Source organism: Paenibacillus sp. FSL R7-0204 (assembly GCF_038002225.1).
In the GTDB taxonomy this organism is placed as follows: Bacteria; Bacillota; Bacilli; order Paenibacillales; family Paenibacillaceae; genus Paenibacillus_AQ.
This window is the reverse complement of the sequence record NZ_JBBOCA010000001.1, coordinates 5,133,498-5,155,140: the sequence shown is the minus strand read 5'-3', so window position 1 is coordinate 5,155,140 and position 21,643 is coordinate 5,133,498. Positions and strand designations below refer to the sequence as shown.

The 21,643-nt window shown below is 55.2% G+C and carries 21 protein-coding genes; 19 read left to right on the top strand and 2 right to left on the bottom strand.

The window, feature by feature from the left end; all coding sequences use genetic code 11:
- Positions 1–28: 28 nt before the first annotated feature.
- From MKX42_RS22775 to MKX42_RS22765, 3 genes are all read left to right on the top strand, one after another.
- Positions 29–1,033, top strand: coding sequence for a metal ABC transporter substrate-binding protein (locus tag MKX42_RS22775; RefSeq protein ID WP_445669383.1), 1,005 nt, complete (start codon positions 29–31; stop codon positions 1,031–1,033).
- Positions 1,034–1,054: 21 nt separating this feature from the next.
- Positions 1,055–1,324, top strand: coding sequence for a 30S ribosomal protein S14 (gene rpsN, locus MKX42_RS22770; protein ID WP_076078385.1), 270 nt, complete (start codon positions 1,055–1,057; stop codon positions 1,322–1,324).
- Between the two features lie 169 nt (positions 1,325–1,493).
- On the top strand, positions 1,494–2,117 hold the full coding sequence (locus tag MKX42_RS22765; protein WP_340754819.1) for a class I SAM-dependent methyltransferase: 624 nt from the start codon (positions 1,494–1,496) through the stop codon (positions 2,115–2,117).
- Between the two features lie 116 nt (positions 2,118–2,233).
- On the opposite strand, the gene MKX42_RS22760 is transcribed toward MKX42_RS22765, so the two are convergent.
- The gene (locus MKX42_RS22760; protein WP_036702276.1) at positions 2,234–2,818 is read right to left on the bottom strand and encodes a helix-turn-helix domain-containing protein; all 585 of its coding nucleotides are present in this window, start codon (positions 2,816–2,818) and stop codon (positions 2,234–2,236) included.
- A 199-nt stretch (positions 2,819–3,017) separates the two neighbouring features.
- On the opposite strand from MKX42_RS22760, the gene MKX42_RS22755 reads away from it, so the two are divergent.
- The 16 genes from MKX42_RS22755 to MKX42_RS22680 all read left to right on the top strand — a co-directional run bounded on the left by MKX42_RS22755 (position 3,018) and on the right by MKX42_RS22680 (position 19,947).
- A complete protein-coding gene (locus tag MKX42_RS22755) occupies positions 3,018–3,305 on the top strand; it encodes a Dabb family protein (protein WP_036702274.1) in 288 nt (95 codons plus the stop codon).
- Between the two features lie 219 nt (positions 3,306–3,524).
- Entirely contained in the window at positions 3,525–3,965 is a 441-nt protein-coding gene (locus MKX42_RS22750; protein ID WP_340754817.1) for a DUF86 domain-containing protein, read from the top strand.
- 44 nt (positions 3,966–4,009) lie between these two features.
- On the top strand, positions 4,010–4,675 hold the full coding sequence (locus tag MKX42_RS22745) for a helix-turn-helix transcriptional regulator (protein ID WP_340754815.1): 666 nt from the start codon (positions 4,010–4,012) through the stop codon (positions 4,673–4,675).
- A gap of 99 nt (positions 4,676–4,774) precedes the next feature.
- Positions 4,775–5,254: a YtxH domain-containing protein gene (locus MKX42_RS22740; protein WP_340754813.1), complete on the top strand. Its 480-nt coding sequence runs from the start codon at positions 4,775–4,777 to the stop codon at positions 5,252–5,254.
- A gap of 224 nt (positions 5,255–5,478) precedes the next feature.
- The gene (gene racE, locus MKX42_RS22735) at positions 5,479–6,285 is read left to right on the top strand and encodes a glutamate racemase (protein ID WP_340754811.1); all 807 of its coding nucleotides are present in this window, start codon (positions 5,479–5,481) and stop codon (positions 6,283–6,285) included.
- Between the two features lie 168 nt (positions 6,286–6,453).
- Positions 6,454–7,662, top strand: a complete 1,209-nt coding sequence (locus tag MKX42_RS22730) for a M14 family metallopeptidase (RefSeq protein ID WP_340754809.1) — start codon at positions 6,454–6,456, stop codon at positions 7,660–7,662.
- A gap of 850 nt (positions 7,663–8,512) precedes the next feature.
- Positions 8,513–9,451 carry a carbohydrate ABC transporter permease gene (locus tag MKX42_RS22725; RefSeq protein ID WP_340754807.1) on the top strand — a complete coding sequence of 313 codons (939 nt, stop codon included), beginning with the start codon at positions 8,513–8,515 and terminating at the stop codon, positions 9,449–9,451.
- Between the two features lie 25 nt (positions 9,452–9,476).
- Positions 9,477–10,313 carry a carbohydrate ABC transporter permease gene (locus MKX42_RS22720; protein WP_340754805.1) on the top strand — a complete coding sequence of 279 codons (837 nt, stop codon included), beginning with the start codon at positions 9,477–9,479 and terminating at the stop codon, positions 10,311–10,313.
- Between the two features lie 102 nt (positions 10,314–10,415).
- Positions 10,416–11,780, top strand: a complete 1,365-nt coding sequence (locus tag MKX42_RS22715) for an ABC transporter substrate-binding protein (RefSeq protein WP_340754804.1) — start codon at positions 10,416–10,418, stop codon at positions 11,778–11,780.
- An 82-nt stretch (positions 11,781–11,862) separates the two neighbouring features.
- Complete coding sequence (locus MKX42_RS22710) at positions 11,863–13,611, top strand: sensor histidine kinase (protein ID WP_340754802.1); 1,749 nt, start codon at positions 11,863–11,865, stop codon at positions 13,609–13,611.
- The gene (locus MKX42_RS22705; RefSeq protein ID WP_340757769.1) at positions 13,592–15,214 is read left to right on the top strand and encodes a helix-turn-helix domain-containing protein; all 1,623 of its coding nucleotides are present in this window, start codon (positions 13,592–13,594) and stop codon (positions 15,212–15,214) included. Before MKX42_RS22710 ends, MKX42_RS22705 begins: the two co-directional genes overlap by 20 nt.
- A 107-nt stretch (positions 15,215–15,321) precedes the next feature.
- Positions 15,322–16,674 (top strand): FAD-dependent oxidoreductase, encoded by a 1,353-nt coding sequence (locus MKX42_RS22700; protein WP_340754800.1) that lies wholly within the window; start codon positions 15,322–15,324, stop codon positions 16,672–16,674.
- 24 nt (positions 16,675–16,698) lie between these two features.
- Entirely contained in the window at positions 16,699–18,819 is a 2,121-nt protein-coding gene (locus MKX42_RS22695) for a family 16 glycoside hydrolase (protein ID WP_340754798.1), read from the top strand.
- A gap of 166 nt (positions 18,820–18,985) precedes the next feature.
- Complete coding sequence (locus MKX42_RS22690; protein WP_340754796.1) at positions 18,986–19,237, top strand: hypothetical protein; 252 nt, start codon at positions 18,986–18,988, stop codon at positions 19,235–19,237.
- Between the two features lie 125 nt (positions 19,238–19,362).
- Positions 19,363–19,665: a HesB/IscA family protein gene (locus tag MKX42_RS22685; RefSeq protein ID WP_036702251.1), complete on the top strand. Its 303-nt coding sequence runs from the start codon at positions 19,363–19,365 to the stop codon at positions 19,663–19,665.
- Between the two features lie 42 nt (positions 19,666–19,707).
- On the top strand, positions 19,708–19,947 hold the full coding sequence (locus MKX42_RS22680; protein WP_340754794.1) for a DUF1450 domain-containing protein: 240 nt from the start codon (positions 19,708–19,710) through the stop codon (positions 19,945–19,947).
- 244 nt (positions 19,948–20,191) lie between these two features.
- Here MKX42_RS22680 and MKX42_RS22675 read toward each other — a convergent pair whose 3' ends face one another.
- Positions 20,192–21,325: a THUMP domain-containing class I SAM-dependent RNA methyltransferase gene (locus MKX42_RS22675; protein ID WP_340754793.1), complete on the bottom strand. Its 1,134-nt coding sequence runs from the start codon at positions 21,323–21,325 to the stop codon at positions 20,192–20,194.
- Between the last annotated feature and the right edge of the window lie 318 nt (positions 21,326–21,643).

Here is a 21,643-nt window from a genome sequence, read left to right as displayed (position 1 = left end):
TCATCTTGCCGCCTTGTCCCTGACCGCCATGCTGGTGATCTCCGGCTGCGGCAACAACACTGCGACGAAAGCTGCGTCTAGTAGTCCGGCGGCTTCACCATCGGCTGCGGCCGAAGCTTCATCTGTACCCGCAGCAGATAAATTGAACATTAAGGTTAGCTTTTATCCGATGTATGAATTTACGAAAAGCATTACCGGTGACCTCGCCAATGTGGAGGTGCTGGTCCCGCCCGGAGTCGAGCCGCATGACTGGGAGCCAACGGCGAAGGATATGGCCGATATTACGGATGCAGATGTGCTTGTCTATAATGGCGCAGGCATGGAGGGCTGGGCGCAGCAGATTGTGGACGGTGCTGCCGGAAGTGATTTGATTACGATAGAGGCGAGTAAAGGACTCCAGATTATCGAAGGAACAGAGCATGAACATGAGCACGAGCATGAGCATGAGCACAGCCATGAAGAGGGAGCTGCGGGAGAAGCTGACCACGACCATGATCACGACCATGGCGGTCTCGATCCGCATGTCTGGCTGGACCCGGTGATGGCTATCCAGGAGGTTAAGACCATTGAAGCAGCACTCTCCGCGGCATTTCCCGGAAATGCTGCTGCCTTCCACGCTAACAGCGATGCTTATATCGCCAAGCTGGAGAAGCTGGATCAGGATTTCAGAGCCGGGCTTCAGAACACGAAGCGCAAGGACTTTATTACGCAGCATGCCGCTTTTGGTTATCTGGCACAGCAATATGGCTTGACGCAGGTGCCGATTGCCGGGCTGTCGCCGGAGCAGGAGCCGTCTGCTGCACAGATGGCCAAGATTGTGGAGTTCGCCAAGGCGAATAAGGTGACTACGATTTTTTTCGAGACCTTGGTCTCCTCCAGTGTCGCTGATACTATTGCCCAGGAAATAGGAGCCAAGACCGCCTTGCTGAATCCAATCGAAGGATTAACAGAGGAAGACGCTGCCCATAATCTGGATTACCTGAGTCTGATGCGGCAGAATCTTGAAGCGCTGATCCAGGCGCTGAACGAATAAGAACGAAGGAGCTGATCTATAGTGGCCAAGAAATCAAAGGTTGTGAAGGAACAGAAGCGGCAGGAGCTGGTGGCGAAGTACGCTGACAAGCGCAGAGAGCTGAAGGCGGCAGGCGATGTAATGGCACTGCAGAAGCTGCCCCGGGATTCCTCAGCCACCCGCCAAAAGAACAGATGCAGCGTGTCCGGCAGACCGCGTGGCTATCTGAGTACATTCAAGATATCCCGGATCGTCTTCCGGGAGCTGGCCCATAAGGGCCAAATTCCGGGCGTTACCAAGTCCAGCTGGTAGGCTGTTGACTTCATAGATGCTATAAAGGCAAGGCGGCTGATCTCTCTGTGCTACAGGAGACAGCCGTTTTGCTGTGTCCAAAGACTTTGCCGGATCGGGCAGAGTGGACTATGATAGAGAAGCTGGAACTACATAGATACCTATTCTAAGGCAGGAAAGAAGGAGCTGCATGACCGAGTATTGGAGTAAAAGATTTGCGCAGGAGGGGATGATCTGGGGCAGTGAGCCAAGTCCGTCGGCAGAATGGGCGAAGCGGAAATTCCAGGAGGCAGGAGTATCCACTGTACTGGTTCCGGGTGCCGGGTATGGGCGGAATACCAAGGTGTTCTCTGCTGATTTTACAGTATACGGCATAGAATTAAGTGAGCCGGCGCTGGAGCTGGGCGCAGCATGGGACCCGGGAACTAGCTTTATTGCAGGCTCGGCACTGGAGCCGCAGCTGGGGCAGCCTGTGGATGCCGTCTACTGCTACGATGTTCTGCATTTATTCCTCGCCGGGGACCGCCGCAGGCTGATTGAGGCCAGTCTCAGTCAGGTCAGGACCGGAGGGCTGCTCTATTTCACCAGCTTCTCCGATGAAGACCCCCATAAAGGCTGCGGACGAGAGCTGGAGCCGGGCACTTTTGAATATAAAGAGAATAAATATGCCCACTTCTTCAGCGATGCCGATTTGCGTGAGCATTTTGCCGGGACGGAGATTCTGGAGACAGGTTCCTTTACCGAATCGCTACAGAGTCCGCAGGGCGGGACTCATGAATACATACTAAGAACGATCCTTGCGCTCAAACGGTAACTGCCTTCTGCGAAAGAAACGTCAACATGGCCCCTCCCTGCGGCGGGAAGGACCCTACTGTGAACCTGATGCTGTGGGTGTTCCCTCTTCTTCCTGCGGCTTCCTATTAAATGAAGTTAATGCAGCTCGCAGTCGGCGAACAGGATATGCCGGGGAATGCGAAAGAAGTTCTCGGCTTTCTCCTGAAGCGCCAGGGTAGGCAGATGACAATGGTGCAGCCACTTGCGGAAGGTGCCGGGATGGACGCCGATCCAGATGCTGACATCGGTGACGGAGAAATCATAAACCATGCAGAGTCCGGTCAGAATCGCGTTGTGCTGCGGTGAATGGGCGAGCGTTCTTTTCATGAAACGGGATGGGGTCGGCTGGCACACAATCGGACTTTGCCGCAGAAGAGCTTCATTGAACAGGATATGGGGCGGATAGCCTAAATGGCGGCAGACCTTGTCCAGATTGGTTCTGGAGGGAATACGTCCTTCATATACCCATGCGCTTACGCTGCGTGAGGAGACGGAGAGCTCTTCTGCAAGCCGGGAGAGCTTCATGTCCTTGGCCATCAGGATGGCCAGCAGAACGCGGTTGCGGATCTGGCTGCGTTTGGGGCGGCGAAATCTTTTGACCCGTACGCCTTGTCCAAGATATTTGCGGTTGATCAGAGACCAGGCCTGAATTTTATGTGTTTCTTGCTGATTTTTAGCCATAATACCTCCGGGTGTACTGATTTAATGAAGTGACGGATCATCTAGTTTAACTGTTATGACTTTACCATTTCATCACGGCATTCGTCCAGAGTGCAAAGCTCCTGTTTTGGTCATGAACCAAGATTGTTTCAGTAATGCTGCGGTTTATGATATATTTTGAGTAATCCATTTCACATTAAACAGACTGGGAGCGGGATAGATGATCAAGCATATTGTTTTCTTCAAATTAAAGGACCGGTCCCCGGACAAGGTCGCTGAGACTGTTGCAGTCCTCCGTAATATGGAAGGAAGAATTCCGCAGCTGTTGTCCATTGAAGTCGGAGCCGATCTGATTCACTCGGAGCGTTCGTTCGATATTGCCCTGGTCACGGTTGTGGCCTCGATGGAGGATCTGCAGGCGTATCAGGTGCATCCGGCCCACAAGGAAGTCATTGCCCATATCAATGAGGTCAAGGAGCTGTCGGTAGCGGTCGATTACGAGATCTGAGACGGCACGTACTTACAAGGCTGGAATCCATTAATCACGGAAAGCGGTGAGCGGAATGCGCGAGCTTGAGTATCCGATGGAAGCATTGACGTATTTGATTGTTTTTATGGCGGCATGTGTTGTGATGGTGTTCTGGCTGAAGCGCCGGGGCAGACGGGGGAAATAACGGCAGTTCATGTTAAGGAAGGTCACTATATACCGCAGGGTGGAGGGTCAGCTGTGTATTATGTCAACCGGAAGCAAATAGAAGTTATCCTTGAACAGATCCCTGATCTTAACGAAGGTCTAGCATATGCAGCTACTTCCTGGGATGGCAGTACGCTACTGGGTCTGGTGCAGGAACGGTGCTTACATCTGGCCGTTGAAGTCGTGACGGATGTGGGCAGCTGCCTGATTGACGGGTTCATTATGCGTGATGCCGGAAGCTACGAGGATATTATATCTATTATTCATGAGGAAAAGGTGCTGGGAGACAGCGGGATCTACGAGGATTTGACTTCGCTGGTCGCTTTGCGTAAGCCGCTGGTTCAGGATTATTTCGTGTGGGAACGCAAGAAGCTGCACCCCATGACCCGGACGCTGCCGGATATTCTGGAGAAGTTCGCCTGCGAGGTTCGCAGGTATCTGGATCAGGAGCTGGGCAGCGGGGTCACGGGCTAACTGAAGCCGGGGCTGTGTGCATACAGACAGAAAGGAGGTCCTTTATGGCGAAGAAGAGTCAGGAGAGCGGTTCAACCCGGCGGATGATTATGACGCTGCTGAAGATGAGAGGTCCGCTGACGATCAGCGCTCTTGCTGAGGAATTGGGAATTACCGAGATGGGTGTCCGCCGCCATGTGCTTCAGCTGGAGCAGGAGTCCCTTGCCAAGACCAAGGTTGTGCGCCAGGCCATGGGACGTCCGATGCATGTATATTCGCTTACCGAGCAGGCGGAGGATCATTTTCCCAAAAGCTATCACAATCTGGCACTGGAGCTGCTGCGGGAGCTGGACCACGGGAGCGGGACGGATGCGGTCAATATGCTGTTTGAAGGCCGCAAGCGGCGGATGCTTGCCCATTATAGTAAGGTGATGCAGAGCCGTGAGCTGGAGGAACGGGTTGCAGAGCTGTCAACGATTCAGAATGCCGGGGGCTATATGGCGGAGTGGAGCAAGGAAGAGGACGGCTCATACACACTGCGGGAGTATAATTGTCCCATCCGTCAGGTGGCTACCCAGTACCGCAAGGCCTGCCAGTGCGAGCAGCATTTGTTCGAGGAGCTGCTGGAGGCGAAGGTGACGCGCAGTGAGTGTATGGCGGAAGGCGGCCAATGCTGCCGTTATGCAATTACGCCGAATCCCAGGCAGAAAACTTCCGAAATCAAGGGCTGAGCAGTCACAGGACATCCTCTCTATGCTTATGATATAGCAGAAATAGGCGATCGCCCGGGTGGCCGGGCAGAGGCACAATAGAATCCAAAGGAGAGATTGATGATGAAAAAAGATAGCAAAAGCTTGCTCTGGGGCGTACTTGCCGGCAGTATTGTAGGATCGGTGACAGCGCTGCTGTTCGCCCCTAAGCCGGGTAAGGAGCTGCGCAAGGATATTGCCGAAGGCACAACGGATGCGGTGGATAAGGTTCAGGTGATTGCCGGCCAGGCCAGCGAGAAAACTACAGAGATCTATGGTAAGGCGAAAGAAGCAGTAGTCTCCGTAGTAAGCGAAGTCAAGGAATGGAGCAAATCCGTCAAGGATGCGGTGGAAGAAGCAGATGTGGCTACCGTAAGCGGCATTGCGGAGCAGGCTGTGGAAGTTACCGATGCAGTGGAAGCTGTACGCGACGAGGTGGCTGCATATGAGGCTGCTGAGGAAGCGGCAGTGGTGGAGGCTGAGATCGAAGCTGTGACTGGCACAGATGCAGCTGTAGCTGAGGCTATCGAGGACGGCAAGACCGCAGGGAAGCTGTCCTAAGCTTGATGTAAAAGGAATGGAGCCGTTTTCCGCTGCACAGGCGGGAGGCGGCTTTTGTGTGTTACGGCATGCTTCGGGCGGGTCTGTATTGTGGCTCCTCTAGCTCCCTACTTGAACTGAACCCGTAAATGGAGTATTATCTGCAATTGGGGATGAAATCCTGGTACACATTATTCCAGCCTTACATAAGCTACACAAAACGAGTTAAAGGATGCGGTGTGTTCGTGCAGCAGGCAATAGCAATATTAGACTCAGGTGTAGGAGGATTGACCGTTGTCAAGGAAGTGATGCGACAGCTCCCCCGGGAGAAAATCATCTATTTCGGCGATACGGCAAGAGCCCCGTACGGACCCCGTTCCACTGAGGAAGTGAAATTGTTCACTGAACAAATCGTGGACTACTTAATTCAATTTAATCCTAAAATGATCGTCATTGCTTGCAACACAGCAACAGCAGCAGCTCTTGATTATATCTCCGCCAAGGTAGCCATTCCTGTGATCGGAGTCATTCACCCCGGTGCCCGCGCTGCCATCAGCGCATCCAAGAGCGGACAGGTCGGCGTGATCGGGACTATCGGTACGATTACAAGCGGTGCCTATACGGCGGCGCTGAAGCAGCTGTCTCCCTTTGTTCAGGTGGTCAGCCAGGCTTGCCCGGCACTTGTTCCCTACGTGGAGCAGGGGTTATTCCGTTCGGAGGAGAGCCATCTGGCGGTGGCTGAATCACTGAACGGCATCAAGTACGAGCCGATTGACACGCTGATTCTCGGCTGTACCCATTATCCGTTCCTGGTCGAGCCGATTGGCAAGGTGATGGGGCCGGGCGTCAAGCTGATCAGCTCGGCCGATGAGACGGCGCGGGAGATCAGCACCATCCTCTACGATAAGGGCCAGCTGGCGCGCGGGGATGAGAGTCCGATTCACCAGTTCTTTTGCAGCGGAGATGCGGAGATCTTCCAGCGGATCGCCCGGGACTGGCTGGGAGAGCAGATCAGCCGGACGCCCGTTGTATGGCAAGTATCCACTCTGTAGGATGATAGCATTACAGCGGCGAACTGAATAGGGACAAACCTCCAAGTTGTTACATTTCCACATGACCCGCTGTTGCTGCTCATATACTAGGCATGAGGGCCGGGTCCCGCATGTCATCACGCAGGATGTAAGGGACGTCGGCACAAGAGGGCCGGGAGGATGAGACCTATGCAGCAATACATTGCCCGCAGAGGAGATACCGTAAGCCGTATCGCCGCAAGACACGGATTGACACCAGAGCACGTCATTCAAGGAAATCCATGGGCTGGAAGCCAGCCCTATTTATATCCGGGCCAGGTACTGTTCCTGCCGTCTGCACCGCGCAAGCGGTATGCGGTGCAGGCGGGGGACGATGCGCAGAGCATCGCGTCCTTGTTCGGGGTGGGCGTAGATGAGCTGGAGATGCTGAATCCCGGGATAAGCTCGGGACGCATCTGCCTGCCGGGTAAGGTGCTGGTAATTCCGGCAGTCACCAGGGGGACAGAGGTCTATCTGCGCGGGGAATACGGACCGGCTGAGATAGAGGCGGATGCTGCAAGACTTGCAGCCCGCTATTCTTGTGTCAGCAGCGAAGTTATAGGCCACAGTGTACTCGGCAAGCCGCTTCGCCTGCTGCGGATCGGCAGCGGCCCGCGCCACCTGCATGTGAATGCTGCGCTGCATGCCAATGAGTGGCTGACGGCCCCTTGTCTGATGCGCTTCCTTGAAGAATATGCCGCTGCCTATGCGTCAGGTGCGGACTGGCATGGGCGTCAGCCTGCGGACTGGCACCGGGACTGGACGCTCTGGGCTGTGCCCATGGCGAATCCCGACGGCGTTGAGCTGGTGCAGGAGGGGGCGATGCCGGACCATCCTCATTATGCGCAGCTGATGAGGTGGAACTGCGGCAGGCGCAGCTTCAGGCACTGGAAGGCGAACATCCGCGGCGTCGATCTGGGAGACCAGTTCCCCGCGCACTGGGAAGAGGAACGTGACCGGCGGCAGGTGCCCGGCCCGGCTCCGCGCGATTACAGCGGCCCGGCACCGCTCAGTGAGCCGGAGGCGGCGGCGCTGGGGGCGCTGGCCGAGCGGGTTCCAGGCGATGCGGCCGTCTCGCTGCACAGCCAGGGGGCTGAGATCTACTGGAACTACCGGGGCTATGAGCCGCCGGAGAGTAAAGAATGGTCGGCCCGGCTGGCGGCAGCCAGCGGCTACCGGGCGGTGGAGCTGACCGGCAGCGATGCCGGCTACAAGGACTGGTTCATCGAGCGCTTCCGCAAGCCGGGCTTCACCGTTGAGCTGGGAGTGGGCAAGAATCCGCTGCCCGTGGCTGATTTTGAGGATATGGCGCTGGACACAGGCCTAATTCTCAGTACGATTTTGTCAAATTTGAAATAAAAATGAAACAATCTCTGCAAATTTGCGTAAGATAACAGCAAAGGGCACGGCCGCAATCCTGACCAATTGATGCTTTGCGGCTGTATCCTTTTTTTGCGTGGGATGAGGTGCATAAGTGCCCCTGAATTTCAGCAAAAGTGGGTTAGGTTTGGCTAGATGAGGAAATGAAGAGCAAAAGTGCCCTAGATTTCCCTGAAAGTGGGCCAGGCGAGCAAATGTGGTGTATAAATCCCTCTGAATTCCTCAAAAGTGGGCCAGGTGAGTAAATGTAGTGTATAAATCCCTCTGAATTCCTCAAAAGTTGGCCAGGCGAGCAAATGTAGTGTATAAATCCCTTTGAATTCCTCAAAAGTGGGCCAGGTGAGTAAATGTAGTGTATAAATCCCTCTGAGTATGCTGATCAGGCTGCCCAACCCCAAAGTTAGTTTTCACACCTCCAATGCTAGCCCAACTCCCTGCTGTCAACCTGCAAGTAATCCACTCATCAGCACCCATTATCAATCCCCATCATTCCATCACCAACCACCCAGCCAAAGTCAATCCCCCACCTCCCCACCTCCCCAGCCCCACACGTCCCAACATACCCACTCCCATCCATCCAACTCTGCCATCCCCATCCCCCCAAGAGTCAAAATAATACACATCAACCCGTATGAAAGCTATACCGTACTCCTCCGGGTCTCTTGCTAAAATTAGCGTATAGATGAGCGGCAGGCGGCCTAGGCTTATAGGACAGCCCAAGTGTCTGCCGGGAAAGTGAGGGCGAGATGGAGTACGAAACATATGCATTAGTTAGTTGTAAAAGCCCGCTGACGGCCTCCTGCGGCGCAGCAGCTGAGGGGAGCGCGCGATGAGTCAATCTGCCGTTACCCGCAAGACCGTTAAGCCCGCAGCGCGAACCTACTGGACGCGCAAGAGACGGGAGCAGCTAGCCGGATGGCTGTTCATTGCGCCGGAGGTCATCGGGATGCTCGTCATCGCCGTGTTCCCGCTGCTGTTCAGCCTGTTCCTCAGCCTGACGGAGTGGAACCTGGTCGGCGGCTTGTCGGCGATTAACTTTGTCGGTCTAGATAACTTTATTGAACTGTTCAGGGACAACCGCTTCCTGCTGGCCCTGAAGAATAATGTGTTGTTTACTGTCGGCACGGTGCCGGTCACGATGCTGCTGGGGGTGGTGCTCTCGGCGCTGATCCATAAGAAGCTGTACGCCAAGACGTTCTTTAAGGTTGCCTTCTTTGTACCTTATATCTGTTCCACGGTAGCCATCGCCGCAGTCTGGCAAGCGCTCTACCATCCGTCCAAGGGGCCGGTCAATCAGATCCTGATGCAGCTTGGAGTATCCGAACCGCCGCGCTGGCTGGTCGATACCAGCTTCTCGCTGATTGCCATTATGATTATCTATGTCTGGCAGCTGCTGGGCTATCAGATGATTATTTTCCTGGCGGGGATGACGAATATTCCCGAGGAGCTGTATGAGGCGGCGACGATTGACGGGGCCAGCGGGATCGGACAATTCCGGCGGATTACGCTGCCGCTGCTGGGGCCGACCACCTTTTTCCTGGCCATAACGAGCACGATCTCTTCCTTCAAAATCTTCGATATGATCAAGTTCCTGACCGGCGGCGGGCCTAACTATTCCAGCACTGTGATCGTGTACCAGATCTACGAAGAAGGATTCGAGCGCTTCAAAATGGGCTATGCCTCCGCGATGTCCTGGGTGCTGTTCCTGATCATTATGCTGGTGACCTCCATTACCTGGATAACCCAGAACCGCAAGGTCCATTACTAGTCCAAGGCGAAAGGAACGAAAGGCAATGACAATGAAAAAACTTAAGCCCGGCAATCTGATCTTCACGGTCCTGTTCGCCCTGTGCTCGGTATTCTTCCTGATGCCGCTGGTATGGATGCTGTCGGCGGCCTCGAAGACGGAGAAGGAGGTCTGGACCTTCCCGATTCAGTGGATTCCCACCGACTGGAATCTGATCTCTAACTTCAAGGCGGTATGGATGGGTGATGTGGCATTCGGATTATTTTATATGAACTCGCTCAAAATCGCCCTGATCTCCACCCTGGCGACAATCGTCATCTCGGCCATGGCCGGGTATGCGCTCGCCAAGCTGGATTTCAAGGGCAGAGCTCTGATCTTCACCCTGATGCTGGCGTTCATGATGATTCCAGAGCAGGCAACGCTCGTGCCGCGCTATATTATGATTAAAGAGCTGGGCCTTTACGACTCTCACGCCGCGCTCATCCTGATGGGGATGTTCTCCAGCTACTTCACCTTCCTGCTGCGCCAGTTCATGATCGGGATTCATAATGATATGCTGGAGGCTGCAGAGCTGGACGGCGCCGGGTTCTTACGGATTTTCTGGAGCGTGGTGCTGCCGCTGAGCCGTCCGATTCTGGCAACAGTGGGGATTATCAAGTTCATCTGGACCTGGAATGATTACCAGGGGCCGCTGATTATGCTGAATTCGACCAAGCTGTATACGATTCCGCTCGGGATGCAATTTTTCAAGGAGGAATTCGGTACACAGATCTCCGTCATGATGATGGCCTCCGTCGCCGCGATTCTGCCGCTGCTGGTGCTGTTCCTGATCCTCCAGAAGCAGGTCATTAACGGGATTGCCATCGGCGGGGTCAAAGGATAAAGGTCAAAAAAGTGTACGCGCACACCGCATAGCTGTACACGGTGTGCGCAAAGCTTAGATTGTATAATGAGCCTGCAGACAACAAATCAAGGGGGAATTGCTTTGAAAAAACTACCATTAATGCTTGCCAGTATGCTCCTCATGCTCTCCGTCACCGCTTGCGGCGGGAATGGGGGCAACACCTCAGCAGCAACCGATGCACCAGCCTCGGCTGATCCGTCTGCCGGAACCGCCGGCACAGCCCAGCCCGCAGGCAAAGCCAAGATCAAATTCTACACCTTCAAGGCCGATAAGCCGGAAGAGCCGATCTACCAGGCCGTGCAGGCTTACAACGAAGCTCAGGATAAAGTCGAAGTGGAATATGAATCCCTGGTCCAGAACAGCGACAGTACGGATTTCATGAAGAAGCTGGACATCCTGGTAGCAGGCGGCGAAGTGGTCGATGTCTTTATGACCGGTAACGAGGATGAGCTGCTGGAGCGCGCTTCGCGGGGAGTTGTGGAACCGCTTAACTCTTTTTTTGAACAGGAGAGCATCAAACCCGAGGATGAATATTCCAAGCTGCTGAAGCTGGACGACAAGGTCTACGGCATTCTGCCCAGCTCCACGCAGTGGCTGACGGTCTTCAACAAGGATCATCTGGAAGCCGCAGGGCTGACCCTGCCGGAGATGGGCTGGACCTGGGATGATTTCCGTGAGTATGCCAAGAAGCTGACGACACCCGAGCACTTCGGAACGTACTTCCACACCTGGGGCGAATATCCGAACATTATCGCATACACCGAGAAGCCGCATCCGCAGCTTAGCGCAGACTTGAAGCCGATTTTTGACGATCCGTCCTTCGAATACTTCTTCAACCTCCGCCGCACGATGGAGAAGGAAGATAAGAGCGCTGAGCCGTATGCCGATGTGCTGGCCTCGAACTACCATGTGTTGCAGCAGTTTTTTGCCGGAAATGCCAGTATGCTGGCCGTGCCAAGCTATGCTGTCCGGGCGGCGCTGAACCTGGAGAAATTCCCGCATGAGTTCCAGAGCATGTACGCTCCGCTGCCGCGTTCGGTGGACAGTAAGGAACTGGGCATGACGAATATCTCCGGCGGCGGCCTGGCCATGGGCGCGAAATCAGCGAATAAGGAAGCCTCGTATGACTTCATCCGCTGGATGTCCAAGGAAGCCTACAAGTTCACCAAGGAGATTCCTTCGTTCAAGGGCGTGGACGGAGCGGAGCTGATCAACAGCTTTTTCGGGGAAAATACAGACCTGATCGATACCGCCTCCCTCTCCAAGACGCTGTTCGATCCGAATATTAAAATGCCGGACACCTTCAGCGTGCCCTACGGCAGCGAACTGAAAGCGATTGTGGAGAACGGCTTCGCCAGCTTCATCCTGGATAACCGCAGCTTCGATGAGGTCAAGAATGAGATGACAGCGGAAGTCGAGAAGGTAGTTTCTGCCAATCAGAAATAACGGATGAAGTGCAAAGGCAGCAGGGATTTTGGATTATAATAGGGACGTTGAAGCTTTCATTACAGTGCGGGGTGGAATTCTTATGAAATGGTTAAGCCGTTTTTCCTTCCATCGCAGACTGCAATACACGTTCCTGATCCTGATCCTGCTGCCTTTTGTTGTCGTTACGTTCTGGTCGTATACCTCTGTGCGGGAGAATGTGAGTGAGAAGATCGCCCGTTCGAATGAGGAGACACTTAAGGTCATCGGCAGTCAAATGGAAAAAACGGTGGACAGCATCTCGTTTGTCTCGGTGTATTTCTCTGAGGCTTATGATCCGGCCGTGCTGGAGAGTCTGCGTTATCTCAAAAATACCGGGAGCTTCGGAAATTACGGAGTGTATACCCATTACAACAAGCTCAAGACTACGGCCAATATCCTGTCGGTGCAGTCGCTCGATGCTGATCTTCAGATCATGCTGGTCAACCGGGAGAACCGGATATTGATCGGCAACCAGAATATTCCGGTGTTCTCTGTACTGCCTGAGAAGCTTCTTAAGGAGAGCAGCAGGCTGGATGAGCGGGAAAAAGTGTCGCTGCAATGGTTCCCCTACGGCGGCACCCCCGCTGCACCGGATTATTATTATGCGGTACGCTTCATTACCGACCCGCTGAATCAGGACAAGCTTGCCACGTTGTATGTAGGCATTCCAAGCCACTACTTCCGCAGCCTGCTCGACACAGGCAATGCGGTAAGCAGGCTCACGCTGGTTGACCAGAAGGGGAGAAGCATTGCTGTCACCGGAGAAGCGGCTAATGCAGATGAAGGCCCGCTGCTGGTCAGTGAGGTCCGTATTCCCAAGGTCGGCTGGCTGCTGACCAGCAAGACGCCCCGCAGCTCCATCGACAGCCATATCAACCGGGAGTTTCTGGTGTCAATCTCGCTGATTGGACTATTCTTCCTGGCGTTTCTGGTCCTGTCCATGCTGTGGGCCGGATATATGAACAAGCCGATCAGCCTGCTGCGGGCCAGCGTCAAGCAGTATGTCGGCGGCAACCGTGCGGTGCGGATACCCGTCAAGGGCAAGGATGAGGTGGCGGTGCTGTCGGCGGCCTTCAATCAGATGCTGGAGGATATGAACGGCCTGCTGCAGCAGGTCGAGAGTGAGCAGGAGGAGAAAAGGCAGCTGGAGCTTCAGGCGCTGGCGGCGCAGATCCGGCCTCATTTTTTGCTGAATACGCTCAATTCGATCAAGGTGGATCTGCTGCTGAGCGGGGACCCGGCGCATGGCGCCATGATCGATGCGCTCATGAAGCTGCTGCGCGTGTATGTGCATGTGGATAAGCCGCTGGCGCTGGCGGAGGAATGCAGGGTGCTGGGCAGCTATGTGCAGGTGATGCAGATCCGCAACCGTCTGGATATCGCCTGGGAATGCGAGGTGGGAGAGGAGGAAGGTGCTGTGATGCTGCCCCGGCTACTGCTCCAGCCCATTGTCGAGAATGCAATCAGTCACGGCTTCTCCGCCCGTCCGGACCATCCGGCGATCCGGCTCGAAGCAGCGTTCGAGTCGGATCTGCTGCGCATCAGCATCAGCGATAACGGCCGCGGGATGCCGGAGGATAAGCTCCAGCGCCTGAACCGACGTCTGCAAGGAAGTGAAGACACTGCGCTCTGGCCGGAAAAAGGAGTCGGGCTGGTCAACACGGCACGCCGTCTGCAGGTATTGTACGGGTATCGCGCACGGCTGAGCGCGCAGGCAAGAGAAGATGAAGATGGCATGACGTTCACCCTATATATCCCAGTGACCCGGGAGAAGGAGGCGGTTCCCCTTGATGACCCTGATGCTGATTGACGATGATGTCCCGATGCTGGAATATGTGGAATATCTGCTCGGGCCGCTCGGGCTGGATCTGCAGCTGGTGTCTTCGGCTTATAGCAGTGAGGATGCACTGGAGCAGTTCCATACCACACTGCCGGATATTGTGATTGTGGATATCGGGCTGCCGGGGATGGATGGGCTGGAGCTGGCGGATGCCTTCCGGATCACGAAGCCGGAGGTTCGCCTGATTTTCCTGACCTGCTATGAGGATTTCCATTACTCGAAGCGGGCGATCCAACTGGAGGCGGATGATTATCTGATCAAGGATGAGCTGTCGCCTGAGCAGCTTAAGAGCAGTCTCGCCAAAGCGATGAGCCGCTTCAAAAGCCGGGAGGAACTGCTGGAGCGCTACTCCTTCCGTCAGGCGATTGAGCGCAATAAGGAAGTGCTGAAGCAGAGCTTCCTGAAGCAGCTGCTGTCGGGTGCGGCGGGCCAGGAGAATACCCTGGAGTTCGGTGAACGGCTGGGCATCTCCTGGAAGCACCCCTTTCTGCGTCATGGATTCCTTCATATGGATGCCGCATCTGTCACTGAGCGTTACCGGTACAAGGATATTCCGCTGATCCATTCAGCCGTGAACAATATTGCACTGGAGCTGTCTGCTGCTGAGGCTTCCATTACACCGATTATGAGCAGGGACGCCGATATTTATCTGGTCTGGAATGTGGCGGACCCCGGCGTTACAGAGAACAAGCTGGCTGAATTCATGCAGGCGGTACAGGATAAGGTGGAGCAGTATCTGAAGATTACCCTGCGGGGGTTCTATTCGGAGTCCTGTGTACCGGTCCGCAGCTTCGATGTGTTATACAAGACATTTACGGATTGCCGGGAAAATAACTTTTATAAGTCAGTGAAGCTTGTATCTTTGCTTGAGGAGCATGCGGATTTCGGGCAGACATTAGAACGGCGCGGGGAAAAGGAACGCGGTATGCTGTCTTTGGCGCTTCTTGATCAACAGGCCGCCTGGATTGATCTGGCTGTGAATCAGTGGACCCAGCAGGCATCGGCAGAGCGGCTGCTGCCCCGGCTGGTGAAGGAGACCTGCGGGGATCTGGTGCGCCAGCTGGCCTTCGAAGCCGGAGGGCTGGCCGAGGAGGACTTCTTCACGCAGCTGGAGCAGACGGTTCATATCGGGGAGGCGGCCAGCCTGACCAAGCGGGAGCTGAGGCATCTGTGGCGGCAGCATACACTGGCCCCCGCAGCTGCTGAGGAGAAGGATATCCGACTTCAGGCCGTGGATGAGTTTCTGGAGGAGCATGTGGACCGGATGGTCACCTCTACCGACATGGCAGAGCATCTGCATCTGAATGCCAGCTACTTCTCCCGCTATTTCAAGAAGCTGTCCGGCGTGAACTTCACCGATTACGTGAACCAGTACAAGATGAATATGGCCATCACCATGCTGGCCCGCCCGCAGGAGACCGTCGAGAATGTCGCCTATACCCTCGGCTTCTCCGACCGGGCGTACTTCTCCAAGGTGTTCAAGAAATATAGCGGCCGGAATCCCAGCGAATTCAAGGGCGGTCCGGTGGAGGAGCAGGGCAGAGAGCCATCCACGGATGACGCCAAGCCATAAAGGTCAAAACTGTCCACTGCAACAGGCAATCAGTCTGCACGCTGTTGCAGCCTCCGCCTTCTTATAATGGTGAGGAGTACTAAGTATAGCTTCAAGGAGGAAGAACGATGAAGAGAACTGTATTTACCTTGCCTGCGGAGGAGATCACGGTATCCCGCGAGGTGGATGTGCTGGTTGCGGGCGGCGGGCCTGCCGGTGTGGCGGCGGCGATAGCTGCGGCCCGCAGCGGGGCGCGGACGCTGCTGATTGAGCAGCGCGGCTTCCTGGGCGGCATGGGCACCGTTGCCCTGGTGCCGGCCTTCTGTCCTTACAGCGACGGGGAGAAGGCTGTCGTGCGCGGTATTGGCTTAGAGCTGCTTGACCGGATGAAGGCCGGATGTGAGCCGGAGTTCCGCGAGCGCTTCGGGGCGGAGCTGGACTGGGTGCCCATCGACTCGGAGGTGCTGAAGCGTGTATACGACGAGGCTGCCACCGAGAGCGGAGCGGAAGTGCTGCTCCATACCGTGGCGAGCCAGACGGTGATGGATGAGACCGGCCGAAGCATTGAGGGCGTGGTGATCGTCAACAAGTCGGGCCGGAGTCTGGTCCGCGCCCGAACGGTTATTGATACGACAGGGGACGCAGATCTGGCCGCTCTGGCGGGAGCGCCGTTCCATAAGGGCGGAGAATCCGGCGAGCTTCAGGCCGCGACCATATGCTATCTGCTGGCGAATGTGGACCGGCAGCGTTTTGAAGAATACCGGAATGAAAGCGGTGACACCGATCAGATTCATCAGGCGGTCCAGCAGGCGCAGGCGGACGGGAAGCTGCCGCAGGGCCGGGACTCCGTCTCAGGCCTGGCTTGGATTGCCGATTATCTGGTCGGTGTGAATTTCGGCCATGTGTTCGGCATTGACGGCTCCCGTGCAGAGGATCTGACCCGGGGCGCCATAGAGGGACGCCAACTGGTTCACCGTCAGCTGGAATTCTTCAGGGCTTATGTACCCGGATTTGAACAGGCCCATCTGGTGTCCACCGGGGAGCAGATCGGTATCCGCGAGACGCGGCGGATTGTGGGCGATTACGTGCTGACCCAGGAGGATTTCATGAATATGGCTTCCTTCCCGGATGATATTGCCCGCAACAGCTACTTCATCGATATTCATATGGCCCGCAGCAGCGGGGCGATGCATATCCACCATCTTCCGCCCGGGAAGTCGCACGGTGTCCCTTACCGCTGCATGCTGCCGGTGGGCCTGGACAATGTATGGGTGGCGGGGCGCGCCGCCTCCTCGGACCGTGTCGTGCAAGGCTCATTGCGTGTGATGCCGAACTGCTTCGCCATGGGGCAGGCGGCGGGTATGGCGGCGGCGATGGCGGCCGAAGCGGAGGGACAGAGCCGGAAGGTGGATCTCGCCAAGCTTCAGAACGGGCTGGTGCAGCAGGGAGCCTGGCTGGGTGAGGCCTGGGCCGCTTTATGACTAATCTGCGGGAGTGTGATCCGAATGACAAGGTATCGTATGAAGCATAGATCAAGACAAGGCAGGCCGGGCAGGCTGACCTTGCTTGGTATCATCGGCTTTCTGCTGTTCAGTCTTATCTCAGGAATATCGGGTCCGGTTGCAGAGGCGGCAGGCACCACGTATTACGTCGATGCTGCCCAGGGCAGTGACAATAGCTCCGGCACCAGTGAAGCGGCAGCCTGGAAGACGCTGGGCAAAGTCAACAGCGTGACCTTCAGCCCGGGGGACCGGATTTTGCTCAAGGCAGGCAGTATATGGAAGGAGCAGTATCTGGATCTCAAGGGCTCAGGCGCAGAGGGGAATCCGATTACGGTAGACCGCTACGGGAGCGGAGCCAAGCCGGTGATTGATTTCGGCAACACCGCAGTGGGCGGTGAAGGCTTCGGGGTCAGATTGCGCAATGTCTCTTACTGGGAGATCAACAATCTGGAGATTACAAGCGGACAGCAGCCTACAGATATGCGCAGAAACGGCGTGCTGGTCGTAGGCGAAGGAGCAGGGGCTGGGAACTTCCGGCATATGTATATCCGCAATCTCGACATCCACGATATCTTCGGCACAGACCGCCGCACAGGCGGCATCAACTTTCATGCCCGGGGAGCCAATACAGCACTTGAGAGCACCTGGGAAGATATTTTGATCGAGGACAATACGGTCATTAACGTGGCGGACACGGGGATACAGACGATGACGGATGCTTTTTTCAACAGTGCCTGGACACATAAGTTCGACGCCTTCCGGGGTGTGGTCATCCGGGGCAATGTGGTGGAGAAGATCCACCGGGACGGCATCCTGGTCAGAGCCGGCGCCTCGCCGCTGATCGAATACAACAAGACGAAGTCCATCGGAGAAGCCTGCGATGTGAACACATCCATCGTCAACTATCTTGAGGATATCACTGTCGTTGCGGCGCAGTGGGCTTATTATACGAAGGGTGCTATTTTCCAGTACAACGAGGCCTCCGATACCCGGATGCTGGGTGGAGACGGCCAGCCCTGGGACTTCGACATCGAGGTGCACGACAGCATCTACCAGTACAATTTCAGCTATGACAATGAGGGCGGTACCCTGCTGGTCATGAACAACACGAACAATAATATTTTCCGCTATAATATCAGCCAGAACGATAAGGACGCTAACGGGGTGTTCCATCTGGTGAACGGCGGGGGCAATCTCTATGTCTACAACAACATCATCTATCGTTCGGGAACGCAGAATAAGGCGCTGACCCATGCGAGCAATACAGGAATGGCCTATTACACGAACAATATCTTTTATAATGGTGCCAGCGGACAATACACGAACAGCCCCAGAATGACGTATGATCACAACAGCTTCTACGGGCTGAACTCAAATGTTCCGAGCGATCCCAATAAAATCACAGGCAACCCCGGATTCGTAAGTCCCGGCACGGCCACAGGACTTGATTCGGCAGACGGCTATAAGCTTGCGCTCTCCTCTCCGCTGATCAATGCCGGGGCGGCGGTTACAGGCAACGGAGGACAGGACTTCTTCGGGAATCCGCTGTATAACAGCGTGCCGGATATCGGAGCATTTGAATTCCAGGGTACGATCACACCGCCGGTTACGCTGTTCCAGGATGATTTTGAGGATGGCAATTCCAGCGGATGGACGACTTCTGGGGGAGCCTGGAGTGTGGAGGATGACGGCACGAAGGCTCTATCACAGAACTCCGGGACAGGAGAAGCGCTTGCCTATACAGGCGACGCCTCCTGGAGGAATTACACATATTCGGCTAGAGTCAAGCTGCTGAATACCTTCGCCAACGCCGGCCTGCTGTTCCGGTATGCGGATGCTTCCAATTATTACATGTTCCGGCTGAATGATTCCGGTGACAAGGCGGAGCTGTTCAAAAAAACAGCCGGAACGCTCACGATGGTCAGCAGCGTAAGCTTTGCCGTCACGCCCGGCCAGTGGACTGAGCTGAAGGTGACGGTAAGCGGCAGTACGATTACGGCATCTGCGGGCGGTACCCAGCTGATCCAGTGGACCGATACGGCGGCGCAGCCGGCCGGAGGGAAGATCGGACTGCGGATGCATTCCAGCACCGCACGGATCGACGATGTTAAGGTGACGGAGTGAATGTTGGTCCGGTTCGGGAGAATTCGATAAAATTCTACTTAAAAGCGAAACGAATCCTGCGCATTCGCGTAAGATAACAGCAAAGGGCACAGCCGCAATCCTTTTACAGGTGCTTAGCGGCGGTGTCCTTTGCTGCTTACACAGATTACACAGGGAGGCATAACTCATGAAATTCAGAAAACTGTTGTCACTCAAACAATGGTCTCATATATTCCGCAGCTCCTGGCATTATATCGTTTCGCCTAATGTGGCTATGGCCGACAAGCTATTGTTCACTATTCCGGTGCTGTTGTACTGGGTGCTGCCCGATATCATGCCGTTTGTACCGGTTGACGATATTGGCGTAACGATGCTGCTGATGGGCTGGTTCGTCTCGCGGATGGACCGTAAATACGCAGCGCTGCACAGCGGAAGATGACATTTTAGCGACGATTGCTCCTTTAACTGTGGATGTCCATCTCCTAATGGTTGCTTTATCCTCCAGTATTCCTTAAAATGAATTATTGAGTATTTAAAATATAGAGGCCTGGGAGATGGAATCGAATGAACGTCAAAATTACCCGCAACGCGGCTAAAGTGATAAAGAAGACCATGGAACTTGAAGGCAACAGCGAGCTTAAGCTTCGTGTAGCGATTACACATGCCCATGGCGACCATGCCCACTACGGACTGGATCTGGACACGCCCAAGGAGAACGATGTTGTGGTCTCCACCGACAAGGATATCGATGTGATTCTTGATCCGAACCAGCCGCTGCTGGACGGTGTGAAGATTGATTATCTGTACTTGCCGGAAGAAGGTTTTGTGATTACTAATCCGTCTAAAGGAAATCATGGCGATCACTAATTGATCCGCCCGTATTTTACGGACATAAAGAAGGGTTGCTTCATGGCTAACGATATTAGAATTTGTGACGAGTGCAATCATATCAAAATGAAAAGCATCGTGCCCAAGCTGCTGAAGATGGCACCGGATGCCGAGATCAAGACAGGCTGCATCTCCTACTGCGGACCGTGCGGCAAACGCCCGTTTGTCTACATCAACGGCCGCTACATCAGCGGACCGACGGAAGACGAGGTGCTGGCCAAAGCGGAAGCCTTCGTCAAACGGCCGGTGGAGAAGAAGTAATTCAGATCTGCTGCGCCCTGCAGCATCGCACAGCCCCCGCGTTATTTGCGGGGGTTGTTTTGGTGTGCGGAGGTGCGCGGGGCAAATGTAATCGGAAAACCGATCACAATGCGCAGCGTGGAGGTGTGCGGACCAAATGTAATCGAAAAACCGATGAAAATTGGCCCCGCAAACGCAAAAAAGCCTTAAGTCCGCAAGCACAGAGTGCTTCATGGGACTTAAGGCTTCTTAGACTGAATATTGCCTACTTCCGTGGAGGCAGCGGCCCCAGGTATTGATAGTATTGGCATTCGATCCGGCCGTTGTAGAGCTTGCGGCGCTTGTCCGCCTTGCGTCCGTAGTATTGCTCGAACTCCTTGTACGGGCTGATGGCGAAGAAGGACCAGGTGGGCAGATAGAGCATCATCTCGCCGAACTGGCGGGTCAGCTTCTCCACTTCCTTGTCATTGCTGATCCGCTCGCCGTAAGGCGGGTTGGTGATGATGCAGCCGTATTCGCCTTCCGGCCGGGCCTTCGCCGCCGCCATATGCTTGAACGTGATCTCACCGGAGAGTCCGGCGCTCTTCGCCGCCGCTTCGGCGATCTCAATCGCCGCCGGATCGATATCCGTTCCGGTCAGCTGCAGCGGGTAATCGTCACGCACCGCATCGAAGGCTTCTTCGCGGGCTTCCTCCCACAGGCGCTGGGGAATCTCCGGCCAGTGCTCGGACGGGAAGGAGCGGCGCAACCCCGGCGCGATATTCCAGGCAATCATCGCGGCTTCGATCAGAATCGTGCCTGATCCGCAGCAAGGATCATAGAGCGGACGATGGCCATTCCAGCGGCTGAGCTGGATGAGAGCGGCAGCCATCGTCTCCTTCAGCGGCGCTTCCGTAGCCTGGCGGCGGTAGCCGCGCTTGTGCAGGGCCGGGCCGGTGGTGTCCAGGGTGATCAGCGCGATATCATTCAGCAGGATCACTTCTACCACATACCGGGGCCCGTTCTCCGGGAACCATTCGGTGTGGTATGACAGCTTCAGCTTCTCGACAATGGCCTTCTTGACGATCCCTTGGCAGGCAGGTACGCTGGTCAGCTGAGATTTATGCGAGCGGCCCTCTACAGGGAATTCGCCGTTCTCGGGAATCCAGTCCTCCCAATTTATTGCCTTCACTCCTTCGAACAGCTCATCGAAGGTCCGGGCCGGGAACTGGCCCATCTTCACCAGTACACGGTCCGAGGTACGCAGCCACAGATTGCAGCGGCAGATGTCGATGTAATCCCCGCTGAACAGGACCCGTCCGTTCTCGATCGTGGTCTCATAACCCAGCTCGTTTAATTCGCGTGCTACTACAGCCTCCAGCCCCATGGGGGCGGTGGCGATCAATTGTAATTTGCCCAAGTGCGCTCAACTCCGTTTAACTTGTGGATAAATACGTATAGCCAGTACAATAAGAGTAACTATATAAATTGTACTTGTAAGTTTTTCAGTAGGGGATCGTCGTGACTCCAGAGAAGTTTTGGGCTTACGGCCGCTGCCCATCCCCAGATTTCTTGTTTAAACCGCTGTTCGCGGTAGAAATCCGGTGACTGCTGATGCTTCCGTAGCGAGCTTTCCTGCGGAAAGCTTTCAGGCGGACGCTGCCGCTCCTACAGCTCCAAAATTCACTTCCGTCACTTTTCCCTGCCTGTATATTTTCAAGTTCAATTTATATGGTTT